General features: G+C 61.9%; 14 protein-coding genes and 1 pseudogene. 10 read left to right on the top strand and 5 right to left on the bottom strand.

The annotated features are described in order from the left end of the window. Positions 1-4 precede the first annotated feature (4 nt). The 5 genes and pseudogenes from FGK64_RS22850 to FGK64_RS22265 form a co-directional block, all read right to left on the bottom strand. Positions 5-2,116, bottom strand: a pseudogene (locus FGK64_RS22850) (ParB/RepB/Spo0J family partition protein); the annotation flags it as partial. A gap of 106 nt (positions 2,117-2,222) precedes the next feature. Then, positions 2,223-3,278, bottom strand: a complete 1,056-nt coding sequence (gene repC, locus FGK64_RS21500; RefSeq protein WP_138865919.1) for a plasmid replication protein RepC — start codon at positions 3,276-3,278, stop codon at positions 2,223-2,225. A 240-nt stretch (positions 3,279-3,518) separates the two neighbouring features. Next, positions 3,519-4,487 (bottom strand): plasmid partitioning protein RepB, encoded by a 969-nt coding sequence (gene repB / locus FGK64_RS21505; RefSeq protein ID WP_246057897.1) that lies wholly within the window; start codon positions 4,485-4,487, stop codon positions 3,519-3,521. Then, positions 4,487-5,686, bottom strand: coding sequence for a plasmid partitioning protein RepA (repA, locus tag FGK64_RS21510; RefSeq protein ID WP_138865921.1), 1,200 nt, complete (start codon positions 5,684-5,686; stop codon positions 4,487-4,489). The genes repB and repA overlap by 1 nt, the downstream gene beginning before the upstream one ends. Before the next feature lie 439 nt (positions 5,687-6,125). Further along, the gene (locus tag FGK64_RS22265) at positions 6,126-6,275 is read right to left on the bottom strand and encodes a hypothetical protein (protein ID WP_171054187.1); all 150 of its coding nucleotides are present in this window, start codon (positions 6,273-6,275) and stop codon (positions 6,126-6,128) included. A gap of 62 nt (positions 6,276-6,337) precedes the next feature. Between FGK64_RS22265 and FGK64_RS22390 the strand changes: the two genes are divergently transcribed. The 10 genes from FGK64_RS22390 to FGK64_RS21560 all read left to right on the top strand — a co-directional run bounded on the left by FGK64_RS22390 (position 6,338) and on the right by FGK64_RS21560 (position 18,384). Continuing rightward, positions 6,338-6,652 carry an ABC transporter permease gene (locus FGK64_RS22390; RefSeq protein ID WP_210236614.1) on the top strand — a complete coding sequence of 105 codons (315 nt, stop codon included), beginning with the start codon at positions 6,338-6,340 and terminating at the stop codon, positions 6,650-6,652. A gap of 303 nt (positions 6,653-6,955) precedes the next feature. Further along, on the top strand, positions 6,956-8,878 hold the full coding sequence (locus tag FGK64_RS21520) for a TRAP transporter permease (RefSeq protein WP_138865923.1): 1,923 nt from the start codon (positions 6,956-6,958) through the stop codon (positions 8,876-8,878). 50 nt (positions 8,879-8,928) lie between these two features. Further along, positions 8,929-9,909, top strand: a complete 981-nt coding sequence (locus FGK64_RS21525) for a TAXI family TRAP transporter solute-binding subunit (protein ID WP_138865924.1) — start codon at positions 8,929-8,931, stop codon at positions 9,907-9,909. A gap of 58 nt (positions 9,910-9,967) precedes the next feature. Next, positions 9,968-12,052, top strand: coding sequence for a hydantoinase/oxoprolinase family protein (locus tag FGK64_RS21530; protein ID WP_138865925.1), 2,085 nt, complete (start codon positions 9,968-9,970; stop codon positions 12,050-12,052). After that, positions 12,052-13,605 (top strand): hydantoinase B/oxoprolinase family protein, encoded by a 1,554-nt coding sequence (locus FGK64_RS21535; protein WP_138865926.1) that lies wholly within the window; start codon positions 12,052-12,054, stop codon positions 13,603-13,605. Before FGK64_RS21530 ends, FGK64_RS21535 begins: the two co-directional genes overlap by 1 nt. Before the next feature lie 17 nt (positions 13,606-13,622). Further along, the gene (locus FGK64_RS21540; protein WP_138865927.1) at positions 13,623-14,843 is read left to right on the top strand and encodes a pyridoxal phosphate-dependent aminotransferase; all 1,221 of its coding nucleotides are present in this window, start codon (positions 13,623-13,625) and stop codon (positions 14,841-14,843) included. After that, positions 14,840-15,334: a RidA family protein gene (locus FGK64_RS21545; RefSeq protein WP_138865928.1), complete on the top strand. Its 495-nt coding sequence runs from the start codon at positions 14,840-14,842 to the stop codon at positions 15,332-15,334. The genes FGK64_RS21540 and FGK64_RS21545 overlap by 4 nt, the downstream gene beginning before the upstream one ends. A 16-nt stretch (positions 15,335-15,350) precedes the next feature. Then, complete coding sequence (locus tag FGK64_RS21550) at positions 15,351-16,049, top strand: GntR family transcriptional regulator (RefSeq protein ID WP_171054189.1); 699 nt, start codon at positions 15,351-15,353, stop codon at positions 16,047-16,049. Between the two features lie 15 nt (positions 16,050-16,064). Continuing rightward, on the top strand, positions 16,065-17,075 hold the full coding sequence (locus FGK64_RS21555; protein ID WP_138865930.1) for an aminopeptidase: 1,011 nt from the start codon (positions 16,065-16,067) through the stop codon (positions 17,073-17,075). A 55-nt stretch (positions 17,076-17,130) separates the two neighbouring features. Next, on the top strand, positions 17,131-18,384 hold the full coding sequence (locus FGK64_RS21560) for a hypothetical protein (RefSeq protein WP_138865931.1): 1,254 nt from the start codon (positions 17,131-17,133) through the stop codon (positions 18,382-18,384). The last annotated feature ends 89 nt before the right edge of the window (positions 18,385-18,473 follow it).

An 18,473-nucleotide genomic window follows, 5' to 3' on the forward strand; every position in this document is an offset into this window, starting at 1 on the left:
GAACCAGCATCGATGCCTCACCGCTTGGCAGATCAGCGGTGAGGAAGGCGGGAACGTCGACATCTTCGGACTGCTCCGCGGCGGAGGTGAGCTGTGGCGGCCCCCCTGCCCTTCTGCGCCGTCGAGTGCTGCCAGATCGTGACGGCGAAGAACCTCCGGCAACCAGCCACAGCCTTTCAGCAGACGCTCGGCTTCGGTCGCCATCTCGCTCTTCTTCAGGTGCCCGAGGAGTTGCACCGTCCCCTCCCCTTTCGCCTCTCGCACAGTAGCGAGGATCCGGGCCTTGGGTACGCGGTTCAAGTAGGTATCGGCCGTCGGCTCCCAACCCGCCTCGACCATGTCGAGTTCGACCGCTTGTGCGACCAAGGCGGACTGGGTCATCCGCTTGGTCAAGCTGCTGGCAGATATACCGGCACCATAGGGGTTAACCTTCTCGTGGAGCGCGTTGATCACGAAGCTGAGGCAATGCGCGAGCAGGGACAGTCGGCTCACCTGATCGAGGGAGGTCAGGTAATCCCAGAGAGCGGCATCCTCGCCAAGAGGAAGATCGGCCTCCCACTCGGCGTGGCGATCGTCCACCAGCTTGGCCACCACGTTGTCCTTCAGATCGCTCGCCTGCGCCGACATGTAGACGTGACGCACCGAGGCCTCGAGGCAGCTGCCGGCCGAACTGGACGTCCGGAAGGTGTCATTGACAAGCTTCAGAAGCAGCAGCGTCAACGCGACGTCAGGGGAGCGCCCGACCGCTTCGCGCAGTGCGAGTGTACGGTGGGCCGTCAACTCTATGACCAGCCGCTCAGGCAAGGGCTTCAACGCACCATCATTATCGTAGTCGGGCACGTTGACACCATGCGCTTGGCCAACAGAGGTGATCACCGTGCCGTGGCCGACACCATCCGAGTTGCTCGTTGCTGAAAGCTCAGCGCCCTGCCCGTCTGCTGTCTGTTCACCGCTGTGGACGTCGACCTCTGCCGGTGGCTCATCCTCGGGCGGGACAAAACCTCGATAAACTGCTAACTCGCCATAGCAGTCAAGTGTCACGAAAGCCCCTGCCCGTGCGATCTCCTCCGCGTCGAAAATCAGCGGTCGGCCCACGAGATTTCCCATCGCGACTTCCAACTAGCTAGGACGCGCGTCGATCTCTTCGGGGAACTGATCCTGGCCCTCGTATTCCTCCTTGAGTGTCCGGTACTTGGCAAACAGCTTGGCATGGGCCGCGCCTTCGTCATCTGTCATTGGCGCCGGGTTTCCATTAAGCCGCCCCAAAACCCTGGCTGTAGCCAAAAGGCAGGTCGAGCGAGACTTCGATCCATTTCCAACCTTCGGTCGCGATTGCTTCGGCTTCAGCCAGCCGCCATCATCGCCCTGAAAGAGGTCATGTAACATGGTGCCGCCAGCAGCCTCACAAACCTCTACGTCGACAAAGACGGCACGACGGGCAGACGCGCGCACAGAGGTTTCGGTCAGCATGCGCCGGATCTGATAGGGCTCCTTGTTCCACGATGACCGGATCGCCTCCCAGACCTGAACCTGGCGCTCGTGGTCCGGATTGACCGTGAAGTCCATCGGCTGTTCCAGCGACATTTCATCCTCGGCATAAAGCTCAAGCAGGGTAGGGGACAGGGCGGCGAGTTTCAGGCGCTGTTTGACCAGCTGCGGCGTGACGAAGAAGGCGGCTGCGATCTCTTCGTCGCCCTGTCCCTTCTCCCGCAGCGCCACGAAGGCACGGAACTGAGCGAGCGGGTGCAGGGTTGCGCGTTGCATGTTCTTAGCGAGCGAGTCGCCTTCGCCCAGGTTCGTGGACTTGGCATCCCGCACGATGCAAGGATTGGGCGTCGTCTTGGCCAAGCGTTTTTGCTTCACCAGGAGTGACAGGGCCTGGAAGCGCCGACCGCCGGCGGGGGATTTCGAATTTACCGGTCTCGGAATCATTGTCCGCCAGAACGGACCGGACGCTCAGGCTCTGCGCCGACCCGCGGCGGGCGATGTCTTCGGCCAGTTCTTCGACCGAAATGCCGCCCTTGATGCGCCGGACGTTGGACTGGCTCAGCACGATTTTGGCGAAGGGAATGTCTAGGGAGGGGGACAGGGTGATTTTTTGGGTAGATTTGGCCATCAGTTCTTCTCCACGACGGGCGCCTGAAGCCACTCTCCCGATCTCACTTCCCGTCACCCCTTTCACAGCCTTTCTCTACCTCTAAACGTGTCCACCGCGGTGGACGTCATGCAGCAGCTGCCCCAGAACGAGATAGTCTCTCCAACAAGCGCGATGGATTGAAGTCAATTGCTCTGCGACCAAGGGTGATGCTGTGAAAGTACGCTCCAAAGTCTCGGATACGGTTGTTCATCTGGAGAATTATGAAGATGGCGCACGATGCTTTCTGTGAGCCAATTTTCTTAGCCGCGCTTTCGAAGGTGCTTTCGTGAATTCCCATCATAGGAGCGAGCGTTCTGGCGTGGCTTTCAACATCGTGCCAATTTTTGAGTGAGTGCGTAGCGAACGATGTGGCTTGGTCACAAATGGTCGTGAGTGTTTGCAAGGGGAGTGTCTTAATGTCGGTTCCGCTTTCTAGATCTTTTTGTTCTTTTTTAGACTTAGATTGGTGCCGGACAGTTTGCCCGACATTGGCGGACAGTTCCATTGGTTCCGGTGCGTCCACCGGGGTGGACATATGTGTGCATTGAGTTTCCAGTTCATCGAGCAAAGCACGATACTCCTCGATCGAGAGTTTCCTCCGAAGAACGCGGCGCAGCTGATGGGTGAGCTCGTTCTCGGGGTCAGCTTCGTCGATCTGCGCAAGTCTGGTCAGGATTTGCTTACGCAAGAATACGCGATCCCGACGAGCATTTTCCATCTCTTGAGCCGCTGCAAGGAGTTCGTCGGCACGCGCGAGCAAGGGGGCCAGCGACAAGCCGTAGCTAATGGCTTGGCCTTCGGACGACCTCACTCGGTATCTTTTGCGGTTCGGGCTGTCGTCGCGCTTCATGAAACCGAGTTCGACAAAGCGGTCGATGTGCCTACGGAGGGTGCGTTCATCGATCCCGCCAATTCGACGGCAGATCTCGTTGTTGGAAGCAAACACCGTGTCTCCATGCCCAGGCTTGAGAAAGCTCAGCATTGCCTGGAGCGTTTGAACATGTCCTGGCCGGAGACCGAACAGGCTGCGAGTATCTCTGAGCGCGCGGAAGACTGCCCAGATGTCGGTTTCAGGTGTTGACGTGGCGGGGGTGCCCTTGCCGACGCCAAAGGTCTGAACGGAAAGCTTTGTGAATGCCATGTTTGTTGAACGACGACCGTTGCGGCCCACAACTTCCCCGGCCCTTCCCGCTGTTTTTGGCGAGAAAAGGCAACAAAAAGACGTCCACCGAATCGGTGACTCTTGACCGGTATGTCGGAGATTGCTACATCACAGGTGCTAATCAGATGATGAGGGCTCTCCGGGGGAAACCTTGGGGGGCTCTTTTCTTATTGGTCTTCGCCTTTCTCCTCTGCTCGTGTTTTTGGTTATGACCGGGGATCAGTTCCCCGAGTCTCTCTCATTCTGCCATTGTTCAAAAAGCTGTCGCAGCATGGTTGCCGCGCGCTCTTCGAGCCATTGGCCGAATTCCGGGTTGTCCTTGCGGGTGATCTTGATAGCGATCGACTTGCCATCGACTGAAAGTGTGCCGACAGGGCTACCACTATTGTCCTTTACCACGGTCGTTTGGCCACGGACGCTTTGGTTAGCTGCGCCACGCGCCTTGCTGGAGCAAGCAACATAGACGGCTTGAAATTTGTCCGTGCTTGGAGTGGTGTCAGGCAGAGAGGCAAGTGTCTCACGCGCAATGTCGACAAGCGGAACCTTCTCTGAAAGTGCGGCAAGATCACCCCATTGGCGTCGACCTACGCCATGAGCCGGGCCGATAAGCTGGACAAGTTCGTCAGGCAGTTGCTCGATGACTACACGATGGTTCGACACACCTTGCCGGGTGAGGCCTAGGGCGTCCTGAATGACGCCAGGCTTGTAACCGGCCTCCTGCATCTCTCTGATAAAAAAGGATTTTTCAATGAAGGACGGATCCAGCCGTAGGTTGTTTTCCTGGCCTTGCGCGATCAGAGAAGCATCATCATCGAGGATTCGAACAATCGCTTTGACGGTTCCACCAACTCTTCGAATGGCTGCAAGTCTGCGACGGCCGTAGATGATGCGGTATCGATTCGGTTGGTCCGAGGGGCGAACCATGATCGGCACTTGCTGACCATGCTTGCGAATGCTTTCGGCGAGATCTTCAATGCTACTATCATCCAGGATCAAGCGATCTCGGAGACCATCCATATCGATCCGGTCGGGTTCGATGTCCCGGATTGAGTTGGCAGTGATTTCCCGGAGAGAATCCCGCAATCCGCCAACCGACCCAGGTAGCTTTGTGGATTTGACCGGGGCAGGGGAGGGGGCTTCCGACTCTTTCTCGTCTTTGGGTGGTTGGTTGAAGATATTTCGAGCCATCAGCGACGCCCCCATGCCATTTGGATTGTCTGCTCCAGCTCATCGGCAACGCTGTTCACGCTGGCTAAAGCCCGATCAATGGTTTTCCGAATGAGCTGGCTCGGGTCTACCTCATAGATGGTTTGCTGAGTCATGCCGGCGTCAGAAATGGCTGTCGACTTCAGCATCGGTTCAGTCATGACTTGGCCAGCAAGGATTGAACGCAGGTACCCGGCCATTTGCGTTTGTGGTCCGTCCGACGGCTCGTAGCGTGTGATCAGGAACTTTACGAAGTCCCACGTGACATGTCGTCCAATCGCCTCTTCGACGGCTTTGATCGTTTCCGAAGCGAGTTTGAGGAACTGGCTCATCGAAGCGATGTCGAGCATGCCGGGGACCACCGTCACGAGTAGGCCCGTGGATGCTGCCAATGCTGTCAATGTTAGGAAGCCTAACTGCGGAGGGCAATCGATCAGCACCATGTCGTAGTCGGAATCGACTTCTTCTAACGCCAGAGCAAGTCGCTCCGCGAAAATCGGCTGAACCCTGCGCGCAAGGGCGTTCGCTGTCTCGGTTTCATACTCGGACAACATCAAGCCAGCCGGGACCATGTCGAGCTTGTGAAAGTATGTTTTCTGGATGACCTCCGAGAGCGGAACCTGATCACCGTATCTCAATGCGTCGTAGATCGTGCCGCCTTCGGCAAATTCGAGTTCAGGCCGGAAGCCGAAAAATGTCGTCAAACTGGCTTGTGGGTCTAGGTCAAGCACAAGCACGCGGTAACCACGCAGGGCATACCTGTGTGCCAAATGGATCGTCGCTGTTGTCTTCGAGCTTCCGCCTTTGAAATTCACGACCGAAATGACCTGAAGACGGTCGCCGTCTCGGCGGCCAGGTCTGTACGCGTCAGCATTTTTGCCTGTCCGCGCCAAAATGTTGCGGAGGTCGTCAACTTCTTCGGCCGTGTAGAACCTATGACCGCGACCGTCAGTGTGAACTTCTGGGAAGCTGCCATCTTTGTGGCGGTTGCGCAGGTTCGACGTACTGACGCGCAGCAACTCGGCGACCTCGGTCGAGCTGAAGCGGCGCAAGGATTTACGTTCTTCTGGCTCGAACGCAACTTTCATCTGCCGGTCAAGCGACTCAGCAAGACTGTCTGCGAATGCTCCGATGTCGGAAGAGCCTATGCCTTGTGCGCAGCCCGTATTTCGATCATCCATGTTCTGCCGCCTCTCATGGCCTTTTTAAAGGCTCTTTGTCGTTCTGACGGCCGAAGCCACGTCTGACGCGTTTTGCCGTCAGGATGGAAATGCCACGAACATCTGAGTCCGGCAAGAAGAATCTAGATGTAGTGAAAAAGTTATCCACAGCACCAATTTGGTCACGCGGGACTAGCGCTAGATAACGCATTGATTACAAGAGATAAAGACCGTTGCTGACGAAGCCGATGCCCTTCAAGATATTTTCTGCTCGCGCGAACTACTGCCAAGGCTTTGTTGGATGTTTACTTGGTTCTCGCCTAATCCGAACCCGGAATTGTCCTCATGGACAAACCGTTGTCCGCCCATGGTTCGCCGATCCGGGGCCAGTTGCAGGACAAGTCAAAGCTCCGACCAAATCATTTGGTAAGTCCGGCGTGTTCATCACTCATGATCTCGACTAGGCGATCGCATCGCGAATCACGAAGAGCGGTGCGATGATCCAGATCGGAACCGCCGAAGAGGTCGTCATGAACCCCGCCGAAAAGTATGTTGCCGGAATCTCGCGCATCCATCTGGTGAAAGCCGGGTTGGTAATGCTGGCCGTCATTTTAGGGTTCTGTCCGGTGTCCTCGCGGATACCGCCCGCGCCTTTGCCGCACTATGGACCCGGTGCTTGACTATGTTCAGACTTGGTCGCCCTACATCTACCTGCTGCCTCCGATCGCGTTATTGGGCTTTGGCCCGGCCACGGCGGTCGTTGCGATCGTGATCTTCGCGGTGACGCCCGTAATCCGTCTCGTCGCGCATGGCAATTCCTCGAAACCGTTTGAGTTCGTTGAGGTTGGCGGAGCCACAAGAACAGCCCCACGCGACGCCTTCCTGAAAATCCGGCCGCTTTTCGCCTTGCCCAGCATCGTGGCGGGAGTGAACCGAAGCCTGAGGACGGCATTCGGCATTGTCGTCATCACGGGTATCCATCCGTGACATTCTTGGGGCTGCTTGCTGTTCGGCGGGCGCGCGTGCGAATTCGAGCAGGGAGCACACTCAGGTTTGACAAGAGCCTGTCTTGCATGTGAGCCGCAGCAAAAGGCGGCTTGGAGTGTTTGCGGTGCCGGGAGTGAAAGCCCTATGGCCCGAAGCCCAAGAATGAGGACGCTGATTTCCCACCGATATGACAACAAATCAGGCGTTTCCTGGCCGCCATAGCGAAATTTGTAAAAAATTCTTGACGCTGGTATTTCAGTATACCAGAATTCTGGAAATAGCTCAGACCTGCGAGACTCCAGTATGACACCCGATTCCAACACGGACAGCGCGGCCTCTCCCCTCGGTCAGACGGGTGCGCGCCTTGGCGACCGGCTCGGGTTGATGGGCGCTATCGTGGCGCTGGTCGCGATCGGATTCTCGCTGTTTCAACTCTGGTCGAACGGGCTGGCCCTGATGCCCAGCTTCAAACAGAACGCATGGCACGTCGCCTTTGCTCTGGTGCTTGGCTTTCTGGTCAGCCCCATCGGAAAAGGCTGGTGGCGCGTCATCGATCTGGCCTGCGCCGCGGCCTCGCTGGGGGCCATCATCTTCATCGTTCTGCGCTATGACGTGATGGCCGCGCGTTTCGGCATCTTCCTTGGGCCCGAGGTGATTGCGGCAAGCGTGATTGTCGTGATGGTACTGGAACTGGCACGGCGGCTGCTGGGCCTTACGCTGGCGCTGCTGTGCGGGGCCTTCATCCTTTACGGCTTTTATGGCTACATGCTGCCGGGTGCGTTCGGGCATCAGGGCTTCCCGGTTCAACGCATTGCCAGCTACCTCGTTATGACGACGGATGGCGTGTTCGGCACGGCCGTCGGCGTCTCGGCCACGTTGATCAGTGTCTTCGTGATCTTCGGCGCCTTCCTCACCGTCACCGGTTGCGGCCAATGGTTCATCGACATCGCGAACCTGATCGCCGGGCGCACTGTGGGCGGTTCGGCCAAGGTCGCCGTGCTGGCCAGTTCGCTGATGGGGTCGGTTTCGGGCAGTGCTGCCGGCAATGTCGCCACCACTGGCGCCTTTACCATTCCGCTGATGAAAAAGGCCGGCTTTACACCGGTTCAGGCCGGCGCGATCGAGGCTGTCGCCTCGACCGGGGGGACGATCCTGCCGCCGTTGATGGGGGCAGGGGCCTTCGTGATGGCCGAGTTGCTGGGCATCCAATATTCCAGTGTTGCGCTGGCGGCGATTATGCCTGCGATCCTCTACTATCTCGCCGTCTTCTGTCAGGTCGACATCATGGCGCGGCGCGATGGCCGCGTGGGCTTTGTCGCCGACCGCCGCGAGATGGCGCGCCAGATCGTGCTATCGGGCTGGCGGTCGATCCCGCTGCTGGTGCTGATCTGGATGATCCTGGTCGAACGCTATTCGCCCGCCTATGCCGCCTTCTGGTCGATCGGGGCCGCCGTGGTGCTGGGGCTGGTCATGTCGCGGGGGCGCGCGCGTCTGCTGCTAGTGCCCGAGGCGCTGCGCACGGCGGCGCAGGCCATGCTGCCCATCGCGATTGCCTGCGCGGCGGCGGGGATCATCGTAGGCGTGCTGATGCTCACCGGACTGGGCCTGCGCCTGTCGTCGCTGATGATCGACCTTGCGGGTGGCAACCTTGCGCTGCTGCTGGTGCTGACGATGATCTCGTCGATCATATTGGGCATGGGCGTTCCCGCGACGGCCGCATACATCATCCTTGCGGTTCTGGCCGTGCCCGCGCTGGTGAAGCTGGGCGTTGCGCCGCTGTCGGCGCATATGTTCGTCTTTTACTTCGGGACGATTTCCAACATCACGCCGCCGGTCGCCGTTGCTGCCTTCGTTGCTGCGGGTCTGTCGGGCGGCACCCCCGCGCGCGTCGCGGTCGAGGCGTTCCGCATCGGCTCGGCCGCTTTCCTGATCCCGTTCATGTTCGTCTACGGGCCCGAGCTGTTGCTTGTGGACGCCAATGCGCTCTCGGTGATTCGCGTGCTTGTCACGGCCTCGCTTGGGATCATCGCGCTGGTTGTTGCGATCCAGGGATGGCTGTTCGTGCGGCTGGGGCCCGGCCTGCGGGTGATCGCTGCGGCGATCTCGATCCTGCTGGTCGTGCAAAGCCTCTGGAGCGATGTGCTGGGGCTCGCCGCCATCGCCGTCTTCTTCACCATTTGCCGCCTCCGTCTCCTCCGGAGTCCGGCCGGGTCCACCGCGACATGATCGCGGAGCCCATCCCCCCCAACCAACTCTAACCAACAGGGACTAAAAGAATGAATATGCTGAAACGCCCGCTGCGGGCTCTTGGACTGGCGGGAACCGTCGCTGCAACCGTACTCATGGCGCAGGGCGCCGGCGCCCAGCAACGGATGAGCGTTGCAGGCGGAAGCACCGGCGGCGTCTTCTTTCCGCTGGCGACCGGTATGGCCGAAATGCTTAGCCAGACCATCGAAGGCTATGATTTCACCGGCGGCGCGACCGGCGGTTCGGGCGAGAATGTCCGCCTGCTGGGCACCAACTCGGCCCAGTTCGGGCTGATCATGGCCGATGCCGCCTATAACGGCCACTACGGCAAAGAGGCGTTCGAGGCCGAAGGCGGCTATGACAAGGTCGTCGGGATCATGATGACCTACAATCAGGCGATGCACCTGATCGTGCCTGCGGACAGTGCCATCGAAACCATGGCTGATCTTGAGGGCAAGCGCGTTTCGCCCGGCCCCGCAGGCAGCGGCACCGCGCTGATGGCCGGGACGATCCTTGATGCCTACGGTCTGGCCGGCAAGTTGACGTTGGATCCGCTGAGCCACAGCCAGCAGATGACCGCGCTTGGCGACGGGCAACTGGATGCGGCGTTTCTGCTGCTGCCCACCGGCGCGGCGGCGGTTACCTCGCACGCCGCGGCGCATCCGATCCGCTTCATCGCCATGGATGACGCCGAGGCCATCACCAAGCTGACCGAGGCCTATCCGTTCTATTTCCCGACCGAGATCGCGGCAGGTGCCTATGAAGGCCAGCCCGACGCCGTCGCCACCGTCGGCGTCGCCGTGACCCTGGCCGCCAGCGCGGATGTTCCCGAAGAGATCGCCTATGAAGCGACCAAGCTGTTCAACGAGCACCCCGACCAGCTGGCAACCTATCACGCCATTGCCAAATCGATCAGCGCCGACACCGCGCTGACCGGCATGCCGATCCCGCTGCATCCCGGTGCCCAGCGGTACTACGAGGAAGTCGGCAACCCCGGCCTGAAAAAGTAACTGCCCGCGGCCGGGCAGACCCGTCCGGCCGCATCCTGCTCTTCCTGAAGGTTTGACAATGAATACTCTGCGCATCGCGGTCGATATCGGCGGCACATTCACGGACGGAGTCGCGACCGACCCGGATACAAGCACGATCTGGGTGGCCAAGTCGCTGACAACGCCGCAGGATCCGGGCGAAGCCGTGTCGACGGTGGTGTCCAGCCTGCTGGCGCAAGCCAAGGCAGCCGCGCGTGACGGGGTGGTCGATGTGGCCGAGGTGGTGCATGGCACGACGCTGGTCACCAATGCGCTGATCGAACGCAAGGGCGCGACCACGGCGGGCATCTTCACCGCCGGTACCCGCGACATTTTGGATATCCGGCGCGAGCTGCGCTATGACCTGTACGATCTGCATTTTGAGCAGCCACAGCCCCTGGTGCCGGGCGACCGGCGCTTTGAAATCGGCGAACGCATGGCCGCGGACGGCAGCGTGGTATCTCCGCTGGATGCGGACGAGATTGACGCTCTGCTGGAGGCCATCGACGCAAGCGGGGCGCAAGCTGTCGCGATCGGCTTGCTGAACGCCTATGTCAACGACGATCACGAACGTGAGCTGGCCCGCGTGTTGGCCAAGCGGCGCCCCGGGCTGAAGATTTCGACCTCGGCCGCCGTGGCGCCCGAGCAGCGCGAATACGAACGCTTTACCACTGTCACCGCCAACGCCTATGTGCAGCCGCTTGTCGACACCTACCTGACCGAGCTGGATCAGCGTCTGCGCGATCAGCAGATCGACGGACCGCTGCGGATCATGCTGTCCAGCGGCGGGTTCACCACCAGCGCGCTGGCGGCGCAACAGCCCATCGCACTGCTGGAATCCGGACCCGCCGGCGGAGTGCTGAGCGCGCTGAACGCGGCGCTGTCACAGAACCTGACCGATATCGTGGCCTTCGACATGGGCGGCACCACGGCCAAGGCCTGCGTCGTCACGGGTGGCGAGCCGGGCATCGCCCGTAGCTTCGAAGCCGGGCGAGTGCACCGGTTCAAGCGCGGCAGCGGCCTGCCGTTGCTGATCACCTCGATCGACCTGATCGAGATCGGCGCCGGGGGTGGCAGCCTTGCCGGGATCAGCGATCTGGGCACCCTGGTCGTGGGCCCTGAAAGCGCCAGTTCCGTGCCCGGACCCGCCTGCTATGGGCTGGGCGGCACCGAGGCGGCGGTGACCGATGCCGATTTCTGGCTGGGCTACCTGGACGGCAGCAGCTTTCTTGGCGGCACGATGCCGCTGGACCGCGACTCTGCCGAACGCGCCATTGGTGCGCTGGCCGACCAGTTGGGCATGACGGTGCTGGAAGCAGCCTATGGCATTCACGACGTGGTCAATGAAAACATGGCCAGCGCCACCCGCATTCATATCGCGGAAAAAGGCCACGATCCGCGCGACTTCACGCTGGTGGCGACGGGCGGGGCCGGGCCGGTCCATGCCGTTGCCATCGCGCGCAAACTGGGGATGCCGCGCGTACTGTGTGCCCCGGCGGCCGGGGCGGGTTCCTGCCTTGGTTTCCTTGCCGCGCCTGCCCGGATCGACCGCGCGCTGGTGCAGACCGCGCCTCTGGCGCAGGTCGATTGGTCCCATATCCGGGCAGAGTTGAACGGCATCCGGGCCGAAGCCCATGACGCGCTGATCGCTGCGGGGGCCAGTGCGGACGAGCTGTTCTACGAAGTCGATGTCGAGATGCAATACGCCGGGCAGGGCAATGCCGTTCTGGTGCGCGTGCCGCTGGATGATATCGCGCCCGGCTTTGCCCCGGAACTGGGCCGCCTGTTCGAAGAGAACTATGCCCGCCTCTATGGCCGCACCGTACCGCACGGGCAGCCGCTGACGGTGGCCTGGCGGATGATCGGCCGCGCGCCGATCAAGACCCAGAGATTCATCCGCGAGGTGACCGGCACCGCCCCCGCCGAGCCAAAGACGCGGCGGCTGTATGATCCGGCGGTCGGCAGCTTTGCCGAGGCCGCCGTCTATCGCCGCGACAGCCTGACCGCCGGAACCGTCCTGACCGGGCCGCTGGTGATCGAAGAGGCGGAATCGACCTTTGTCGTGCCCGTCGCCGCCACTGTCCGAATTCTTGATGACCTCAGCATTCTTGCGGAGCTTTCCTGATGTTGACCCGAACCGAAATGAACGCCGCCACTGTCGAGATCCTCTGGACCCGTCTGGTCAGCCTTGTAGACGAGGCCGCAACCACGCTGGTGCGCACCTCCTTCTCGCATGTGGTGCGCGATGCACATGACTATGCGGTTGTGCTTCTGGACCGTCAGGCCCAGCTGGTTGCGCAATCGACGCAAAGCATCCCGTCCTTCATCTGTACGCTGCCCGCGACCGCACGGCATATCATCGACAGGTTTCCGGCAGACACGATGCAGCCTGGCGATGTCTATGTGACAAACGACCCGTGGATGGGCACGGGCCACCTGCCCGACATCAACATCATCCGCCCGATCTTTCACGGCGGCGACCTGATCGGCTTTTCCGCCAGCGTCGCGCATTCGCCGGATATCGGCGGGCGCATCCGGTCTCCGGGCATCCGCGAGCTGTACGAGGAAGGGCTGCGCCTGCCGCCGCTGCGCCTGATGCAGGCCGGCGAACGGGACGAGGCGATCTTTGCCATCCTCGAGGCCAACGTGCGGATTTCGGAACAGGTGCTGGGCGATCTATATGCACAGATCGCCGCGAACGAGATGCTGGGCCAACGGCTTGCCGAGTTGATCGACGACACCGGCCTGCGCTTCAACGATTTTGCGGCTGACATCCAGGACCGGACCGAACAGGCGATGGATGCCGCCATTCGCGCCGTGCCCGAGGGGCGCTATTCCTATACGGTCGAGGTGGACGGCTTTGGCGACCCGGTGGTGATCGCCTGCACGCTGACCATCGCGGACGGGCGGATCGAGGTGGATTACACCGGCAGTTCGCCCCAGATGGACCGGGCGATCAACGTGGTGCCAACCTACACCCGCGCCTATACCTGTTATGCGCTGAAATGCATCCTGTCGCCCAACGTGCCCAACAACGAAGGCAGCTTTCGCTCGATTCATGTGGGTGCGCCCGAAGGCAGCATTCTGAACCCGCGCTTTCCTGCCCCCGTCGGGGCACGCGCCATGACAGGCCACCTGTTGCCACCCGCGATCATGGGCGCACTGGCTGATGTGATCCCCGACCGGGTGCAGGCGGCTCCGGGCTCGCCGCTGTGGTCATGCCATTTGACCGGACGCGACAAGGGCAAGGACTATGCGTTCTTCTTCTTCCTGAACGGCGGGCAGGGGGCCACGTCGGCCAAGGATGGTTATCCTGCGGTCAGCTTTCCCAGCAATCTGGGCAACACGCCGATCGAAGTTCTGGAGGCAAACGCCCCCGTCCGCGTGACACAGCGCGCCCTGCGTCGCGGCAGCGGCGGGGACGGCGCGTTCCGGGGCGGCGACGGGCAGATCACCGAGATCGAGATACTCGCCGACAGCCCGGTCACCGTGTCCTTCATGGCGAACCGGCTGGAGATTCCTGCGCAGGGCCTGAACGGCGGCGGGGCAGGGCAGCCGGGCGCCGTGCTGCTGAATGGCGCCCCCTACGACCCGCGTGAGATCAGCCTGATCCAGCCCGGCGACACCCTGACCCTGATGACACCCGGCGGCGGCGGCTTTGGCGCCGTTGCATCCTGACAGACCGGAGACCGGACATGACCCTTATCAACACCATCGACCAGCGGTTTGCCTCTCTGGCCACCGACAACGCCCCCGGGCAGGAAACCCGGCAGGGGAATGATACCTCGCTGATGCGCGGTGAAAGGATGTCAGGCAGGCCCGTGGATTTCTCGCATGGGGATGTCGATGCCTTCCGCCCGCCCGAGGCCGCCGCCACGCTGTTCGCAGAGGCGCTCAACGCTGGTGGCAGCCAGGCGTATACCGAATACCGCGGGAGCCGGGCGATCCGCGACCGGCTGGCCCGGCGGTTGGCCGGTTTCACCGGGCGCAGTTTCGACGCCGACAGCCTGATCCTGACTCCGGGCACGCAGGGCGCGCTGTTCCTGGCGGTGGCCGCGCTTGTCGGCCCCGGCGACAGGATTGCGATCGCCGATCCGGATTACTTCGCCAATCGCAAGATCCCCGCGTTCCTTGGGGCCGAGGCGGTCCCCGTGCGGCTGTACTATGAAAGCACCGAGGAATCGGGGCTGGATCTGGAGGCGCTGGAAGATGCGTTCCGCGAGGGCGTGCGGGTCTTCCTGTTCTCCAATCCGAACAACCCGCTAGGCGTGATCTACTCGCCGCTTGAAATCGAGGCCATCGCCGCGCTGGCCGGGCGCTATGGCGTGACGGTGATTTGCGACCAGCTGTATTCGCGGCTGCTGTATTCCGGCGAAACCTATACCCACCTCTGTGCCCAGCCCCGGGCACCGGAAAACATGGTGACGATCATGGGCCCGTCCAAGACGGAATCGCTGAGCGGGTATCGCCTTGGCGTGGCCTTTGGCACGCCCGCGATCATCGAACGGATGGAACAGCTTCAGGCGATCGTTTCGTTGCGGGCGGGCGGCTATGCGCAGCGTGTGCTGGACTGCTGGATGGACGAACCCGACGGCTGGATGGCACAGCGGATTGCCGACCACCAAGCCATTCGCGACGATCTGGTCGGCGTACTGCGCGAAGTCGACGGTGTTTCGGTACGCCAGCCGCAGGCGGGCAGTTACCTGTTTCCCGATCTGCCGCCGCTGGATGTGTCGTTGCACGATTTCGTCCGACTGCTGCGTGAACAGGCCGGGGTGATCGTCACGCCGGGCAGCGAATTCACGCGCCGTCCCACGCTGGGGATAAGGTTCAACTTTTCGCAGGATCACGCCGCCGCCCTTGCCGCCATGCAGCGCGTTGCCGACATGATCGCACGCTACCGGAGCGGCGCATGACACAGGGCGCGCCGAAACCTCAGGGCGATTATGTGGCGGCCTCTCGCCATGGCGATCTGCTGGTCACCGCCGGTGTCACCCCGCGCCGCGACGGGGTGATGCAGCACGCGGGCCACTACGCGGCAGGCGACGCGCCCGACCGGTTCCGCGCGGGCGCCGAGCTTGCCGCGGCCAACCTGATCGCGCTGCTGGATAGTGCGGTGACGGAGGGCGAAGAGATCGCAGGATTGCTGTCGCTGACCGTCTACGTCGCCGCCGCGCCGGGGTTTACCGATCATGCCCGGGTGGCCGATTTCGCCTCGGCGATCCTGCGCGAACGCTATGGCGCGGGGGGACGCTGTGCCCGCGCGGCGGTGGGCGTGGCCAGCCTGCCCGGCGGCGCAAGTGTCGAGATGAGCGCACAGGCCGTGGTTGGAAAATCGACCAAAAGCACCGTATCAGGCTCGCTTGCCGCACATGGTATTCCAGTATACAAAAGTCCGGTTGTCTAATGGAGAGGAGTACCACATGAGCGATCTGACCTCCGGCGCCGGACCCGGCACCGTATCCGACTGGGCGTTCGACCAGCTGTTCCGCGGCATCCTGAGCGGTGACATTTCCGACCGGATGAGCCTGACCGAAGCGACGCTGAGCGACCATATCGGCGTCAGCCGTACACCCCTGCGCGATGCGTTGCAGCGCCTTGAACTGGCCGGGATCATCTCGCGTCAACGCAACCGCAGCATTCGCATCAACCCGCCCTCGCTCGAGGAAATGGAGCGCCTGTCGATGCTGCGCGAAGTGCTTGAAGGGCTGCTGGTACGGCAGGCTGCGCTGCGCTTCGGGCGCGGACTGGTCGATATCGCGGGGCTGGAAGAGATCGTCGAGCAGATGATCGCTGCCGACTCGATGAAGGGAGTCGCGCTGCAACTGCGGCTTGGGCAGGAATTCCACGCCGAGATTGCCCGCCTTGCCAACGATCCTATGGCAAAACGGATGCTGGATCAGGTGATGCTGAGTTTTGAACGCTATCGCCACCTTGTCGACGGTCTGGACCAGCGCGCCCCGGACATCGCCCACGAACACGAGGCTGTTGTCCGCGCCTTGCGCTTGGACACGCCCGAAGCCGCCGAAACCCTGATGCGCGAACACCTGGCAAACGCCCGCGCCATCTATGCCGACCGCCTCACTCAGGCGGAAATTCTAAATCCACCTCCCGACAAGTAAAGGACAGGGACACACATGAAAGATCTTCTGCTGATGAAAGGCGCCCGCCGCCTTGTAACCGTCTGCGGCAACCTCAAGGCTGGCGAGGAAGTGGTCATCGTGACCGATTTCGCCACCATGGACGTGGCCGAAGCCGTGGCCAAGGCCGCGCTGGAAATTTCCGACAACGTGAACGTGCTGGTCATGCCGGTGCGAACAATTGACGGGCAGGAACCACCCGCCCCGATCGCCGCCGCCATGAAAAAGGCCGACCTGATCTTTACCCCGGTGAAGCATTCGATCACGCATACCTTTGCCGTCCGTGACGCGCTTGGCGAAGGGGCCCGCGCGATCATGCTGACACAGTACAACACCACCATGCTGGAACGCGGCGGCGTATTCGGCGATTTCGCCGGGATCGAGCCGCTGTGCCGCAAGGTGGGCGAGCTGCTGGGGGCCGCCGACAAGGTGCGCCTGACCACGCCCAACGGCACCGACCTGACGCTCAGCGTCAAGGATCGCCCCTCGAACCCGCATTGCGGCATCGTGCGCCAGCCCGGCGATTTCACCACGGTTCCGAATATCGAAACCTCGTCCTCGCCGGTGCTGGGTTCGGCCGAAGGCGTGATCGTCGCGGATGCCAGCGTTCCCTACTACGGCATCGGCGTTCTGGAAGAGCCGATCCGCTTTACCGTCAAGAATGGCCGCGTGTCCAAGATCGAAGGTGGCCGTCAGGCCCGCGAGTTGGACAAGCTGCTGGCCAAACAGGGCGCGCCCGAAGTGTACAACATCGCCCAGATCTCGTTCGGGCTGAACCCCGATTGCCCGATGGAAGGCGTGATGCTGCATGACGAAGGCGTGTATGGCACCTCGCATATCGGGATCGGCACCAGCGTGCTGTTGGGCGGTGAGGTCAAGACATTGACCCATTTCGACGCGCTGATGTGGCAGCCGACGCTGGAACTGGACGGCAAGGTCGTGCTGCGCGACGGTGACTGGCTGCTTCCCGAAGCCAGCGTGATCGACGGCACCAGAGCCGCGGCCTGATGGCCCGGCGGGCGGCGGGATCACCTGCCGCTCGCTCACCTACCAGAGGTTTCAGATGACAGGTCAGATCGTCCCGCCCGGCACCCGTCGTTTCGGTGCCGACGGCGCCAGCCATTTCTTCGGCTATTACAACAAATCCCCCTGGGACCCGTCCGGCCGCTGGCTTCTGGCGCATCGCAGCCCGCTGCACGGCGGCGCGCTGACCGGGGAAGAGGTGGCCGAGATCGGCCTGTTCGACACCGAAGGCGATGGTGCATTCCAGCCGCTGGCGCAGACGCAAGCCTGGAATTGGCAGATGGGCGCGCAGCTGCAATGGCTGGGCAGTGCAGGTCGGCGCATCATCTTCAACACGCGCGATGACACGGGCCGCGATCCGGTGTTTGGCACGCCTTTTCACGCCCGGGTTCTGGACATCGACACCGGCGCGACGCGGGATCTGCCTCTGCCGGTCTATGTTGTCGCACCGGACGGCGCGGCAGGCTATTGCGTCAACTACGCGCGGCTTGCCCATACCCACCCCACGATCGGCTACTTCGATGGGGCATCGGTTTCCGCGCCCTCGGACTGCCCCGAGACTGACGGCATCTTCCGCATGGATAACGCCACCGGAGAGATTGCGTCCGTGGTCAGCTTTGCCGCGCTCGCCCGGCTGGACCCGCGCGACTCGATGCAGGGCGCGGTGCATTGGGCGTCGCATCTAGAGGTATCGCCAGATGGCGGGCGTCTGCTGTTCCTGCACCGCTGGACCCGCCGGGTCGAGGATGAAACTTGTTTCCTGCACCGCCTGCTGACCTGCAATCCCGACGGAACCGCCCTGCGGCTACTGGAATGCAGCGATCACCCGCTGCCGCAGCTGGACGACACATTCGACCCCGAGGCAGTCGGGCTGTTCGACTATGAAAAGTCTGAATACCAGATTTCGCACCCCCTCTGGATCGACAGCGAACGGCTGATCGTCTGGGGCCCGCATGACGGGGTGATCGGTTATCACATCTACAACGATCGCAGTGGCGAGGTGCGCCGGATCGGTGATGGTTCGCTCAACGAAAATGGGCATATGAGCTTTGACCCTTCTGGCAAATGGCTGCTGTCGGACACCTATCCCGATGCTGAAACCGGCTTGCGCGACCTGTTTCTATGGGATGACACTGACGGCAAACGCCTCTTGGCCCGGCTGCTGACCGATCCGGCGCTGGTCAAGACCGACCGCTGCGATCTGCACCCGCGATGGAACCAGGATGGCACTCAAGTGTGCGTCGATTCCGTGCACGAGGGGTGGCGCGCGATGTACGTGCTGATCGCGCCATAGCGGAACGGACCGACACGCCATTGAAATAGTTTGGGCTACCCCCCCCGAAATTCGGACACTTACATAAGCTGCGATTTGCAGATCCGCAG

Origin of the sequence: Arenibacterium halophilum (genome assembly GCF_005938225.1) — a bacterium.
GTDB classification, from domain to species: Bacteria; Pseudomonadota; Alphaproteobacteria; order Rhodobacterales; family Rhodobacteraceae; genus Arenibacterium; species Arenibacterium halophilum.

Bases quoted from the DNA above. Each gene is read 5' to 3' on its own strand.
- repC (WP_138865919.1), bottom strand. From the start codon at position 3,278: ATGGCATTCACAAAGCTTTCCGTTCAGACCTTTGGCGTCGGCAAGGGC.
- repB (WP_246057897.1), bottom strand. From the start codon at position 4,487: ATGGCTCGAAATATCTTCAACCAACCACCCAAAGACGAGAAAGAGTCG.
- FGK64_RS22265 (WP_171054187.1), bottom strand. From the start codon at position 6,275: ATGACGGCCAGCATTACCAACCCGGCTTTCACCAGATGGATGCGCGAG.
- FGK64_RS21560 (WP_138865931.1), top strand. From the start codon at position 17,131: ATGACAGGTCAGATCGTCCCGCCCGGCACCCGTCGTTTCGGTGCCGAC.
- FGK64_RS21525 (WP_138865924.1), top strand. From the start codon at position 8,929: ATGAATATGCTGAAACGCCCGCTGCGGGCTCTTGGACTGGCGGGAACC.
- FGK64_RS21520 (WP_138865923.1), top strand. From the start codon at position 6,956: ATGACACCCGATTCCAACACGGACAGCGCGGCCTCTCCCCTCGGTCAG.
- FGK64_RS21530 (WP_138865925.1), top strand. From the start codon at position 9,968: ATGAATACTCTGCGCATCGCGGTCGATATCGGCGGCACATTCACGGAC.
- FGK64_RS21550 (WP_171054189.1), top strand. From the start codon at position 15,351: ATGAGCGATCTGACCTCCGGCGCCGGACCCGGCACCGTATCCGACTGG.
- FGK64_RS21555 (WP_138865930.1), top strand. From the start codon at position 16,065: ATGAAAGATCTTCTGCTGATGAAAGGCGCCCGCCGCCTTGTAACCGTC.
- FGK64_RS21540 (WP_138865927.1), top strand. From the start codon at position 13,623: ATGACCCTTATCAACACCATCGACCAGCGGTTTGCCTCTCTGGCCACC.
- FGK64_RS21535 (WP_138865926.1), top strand. From the start codon at position 12,052: ATGTTGACCCGAACCGAAATGAACGCCGCCACTGTCGAGATCCTCTGG.
- FGK64_RS21545 (WP_138865928.1), top strand. From the start codon at position 14,840: ATGACACAGGGCGCGCCGAAACCTCAGGGCGATTATGTGGCGGCCTCT.
- repA (WP_138865921.1), bottom strand. From the start codon at position 5,686: ATGGATGATCGAAATACGGGCTGCGCACAAGGCATAGGCTCTTCCGAC.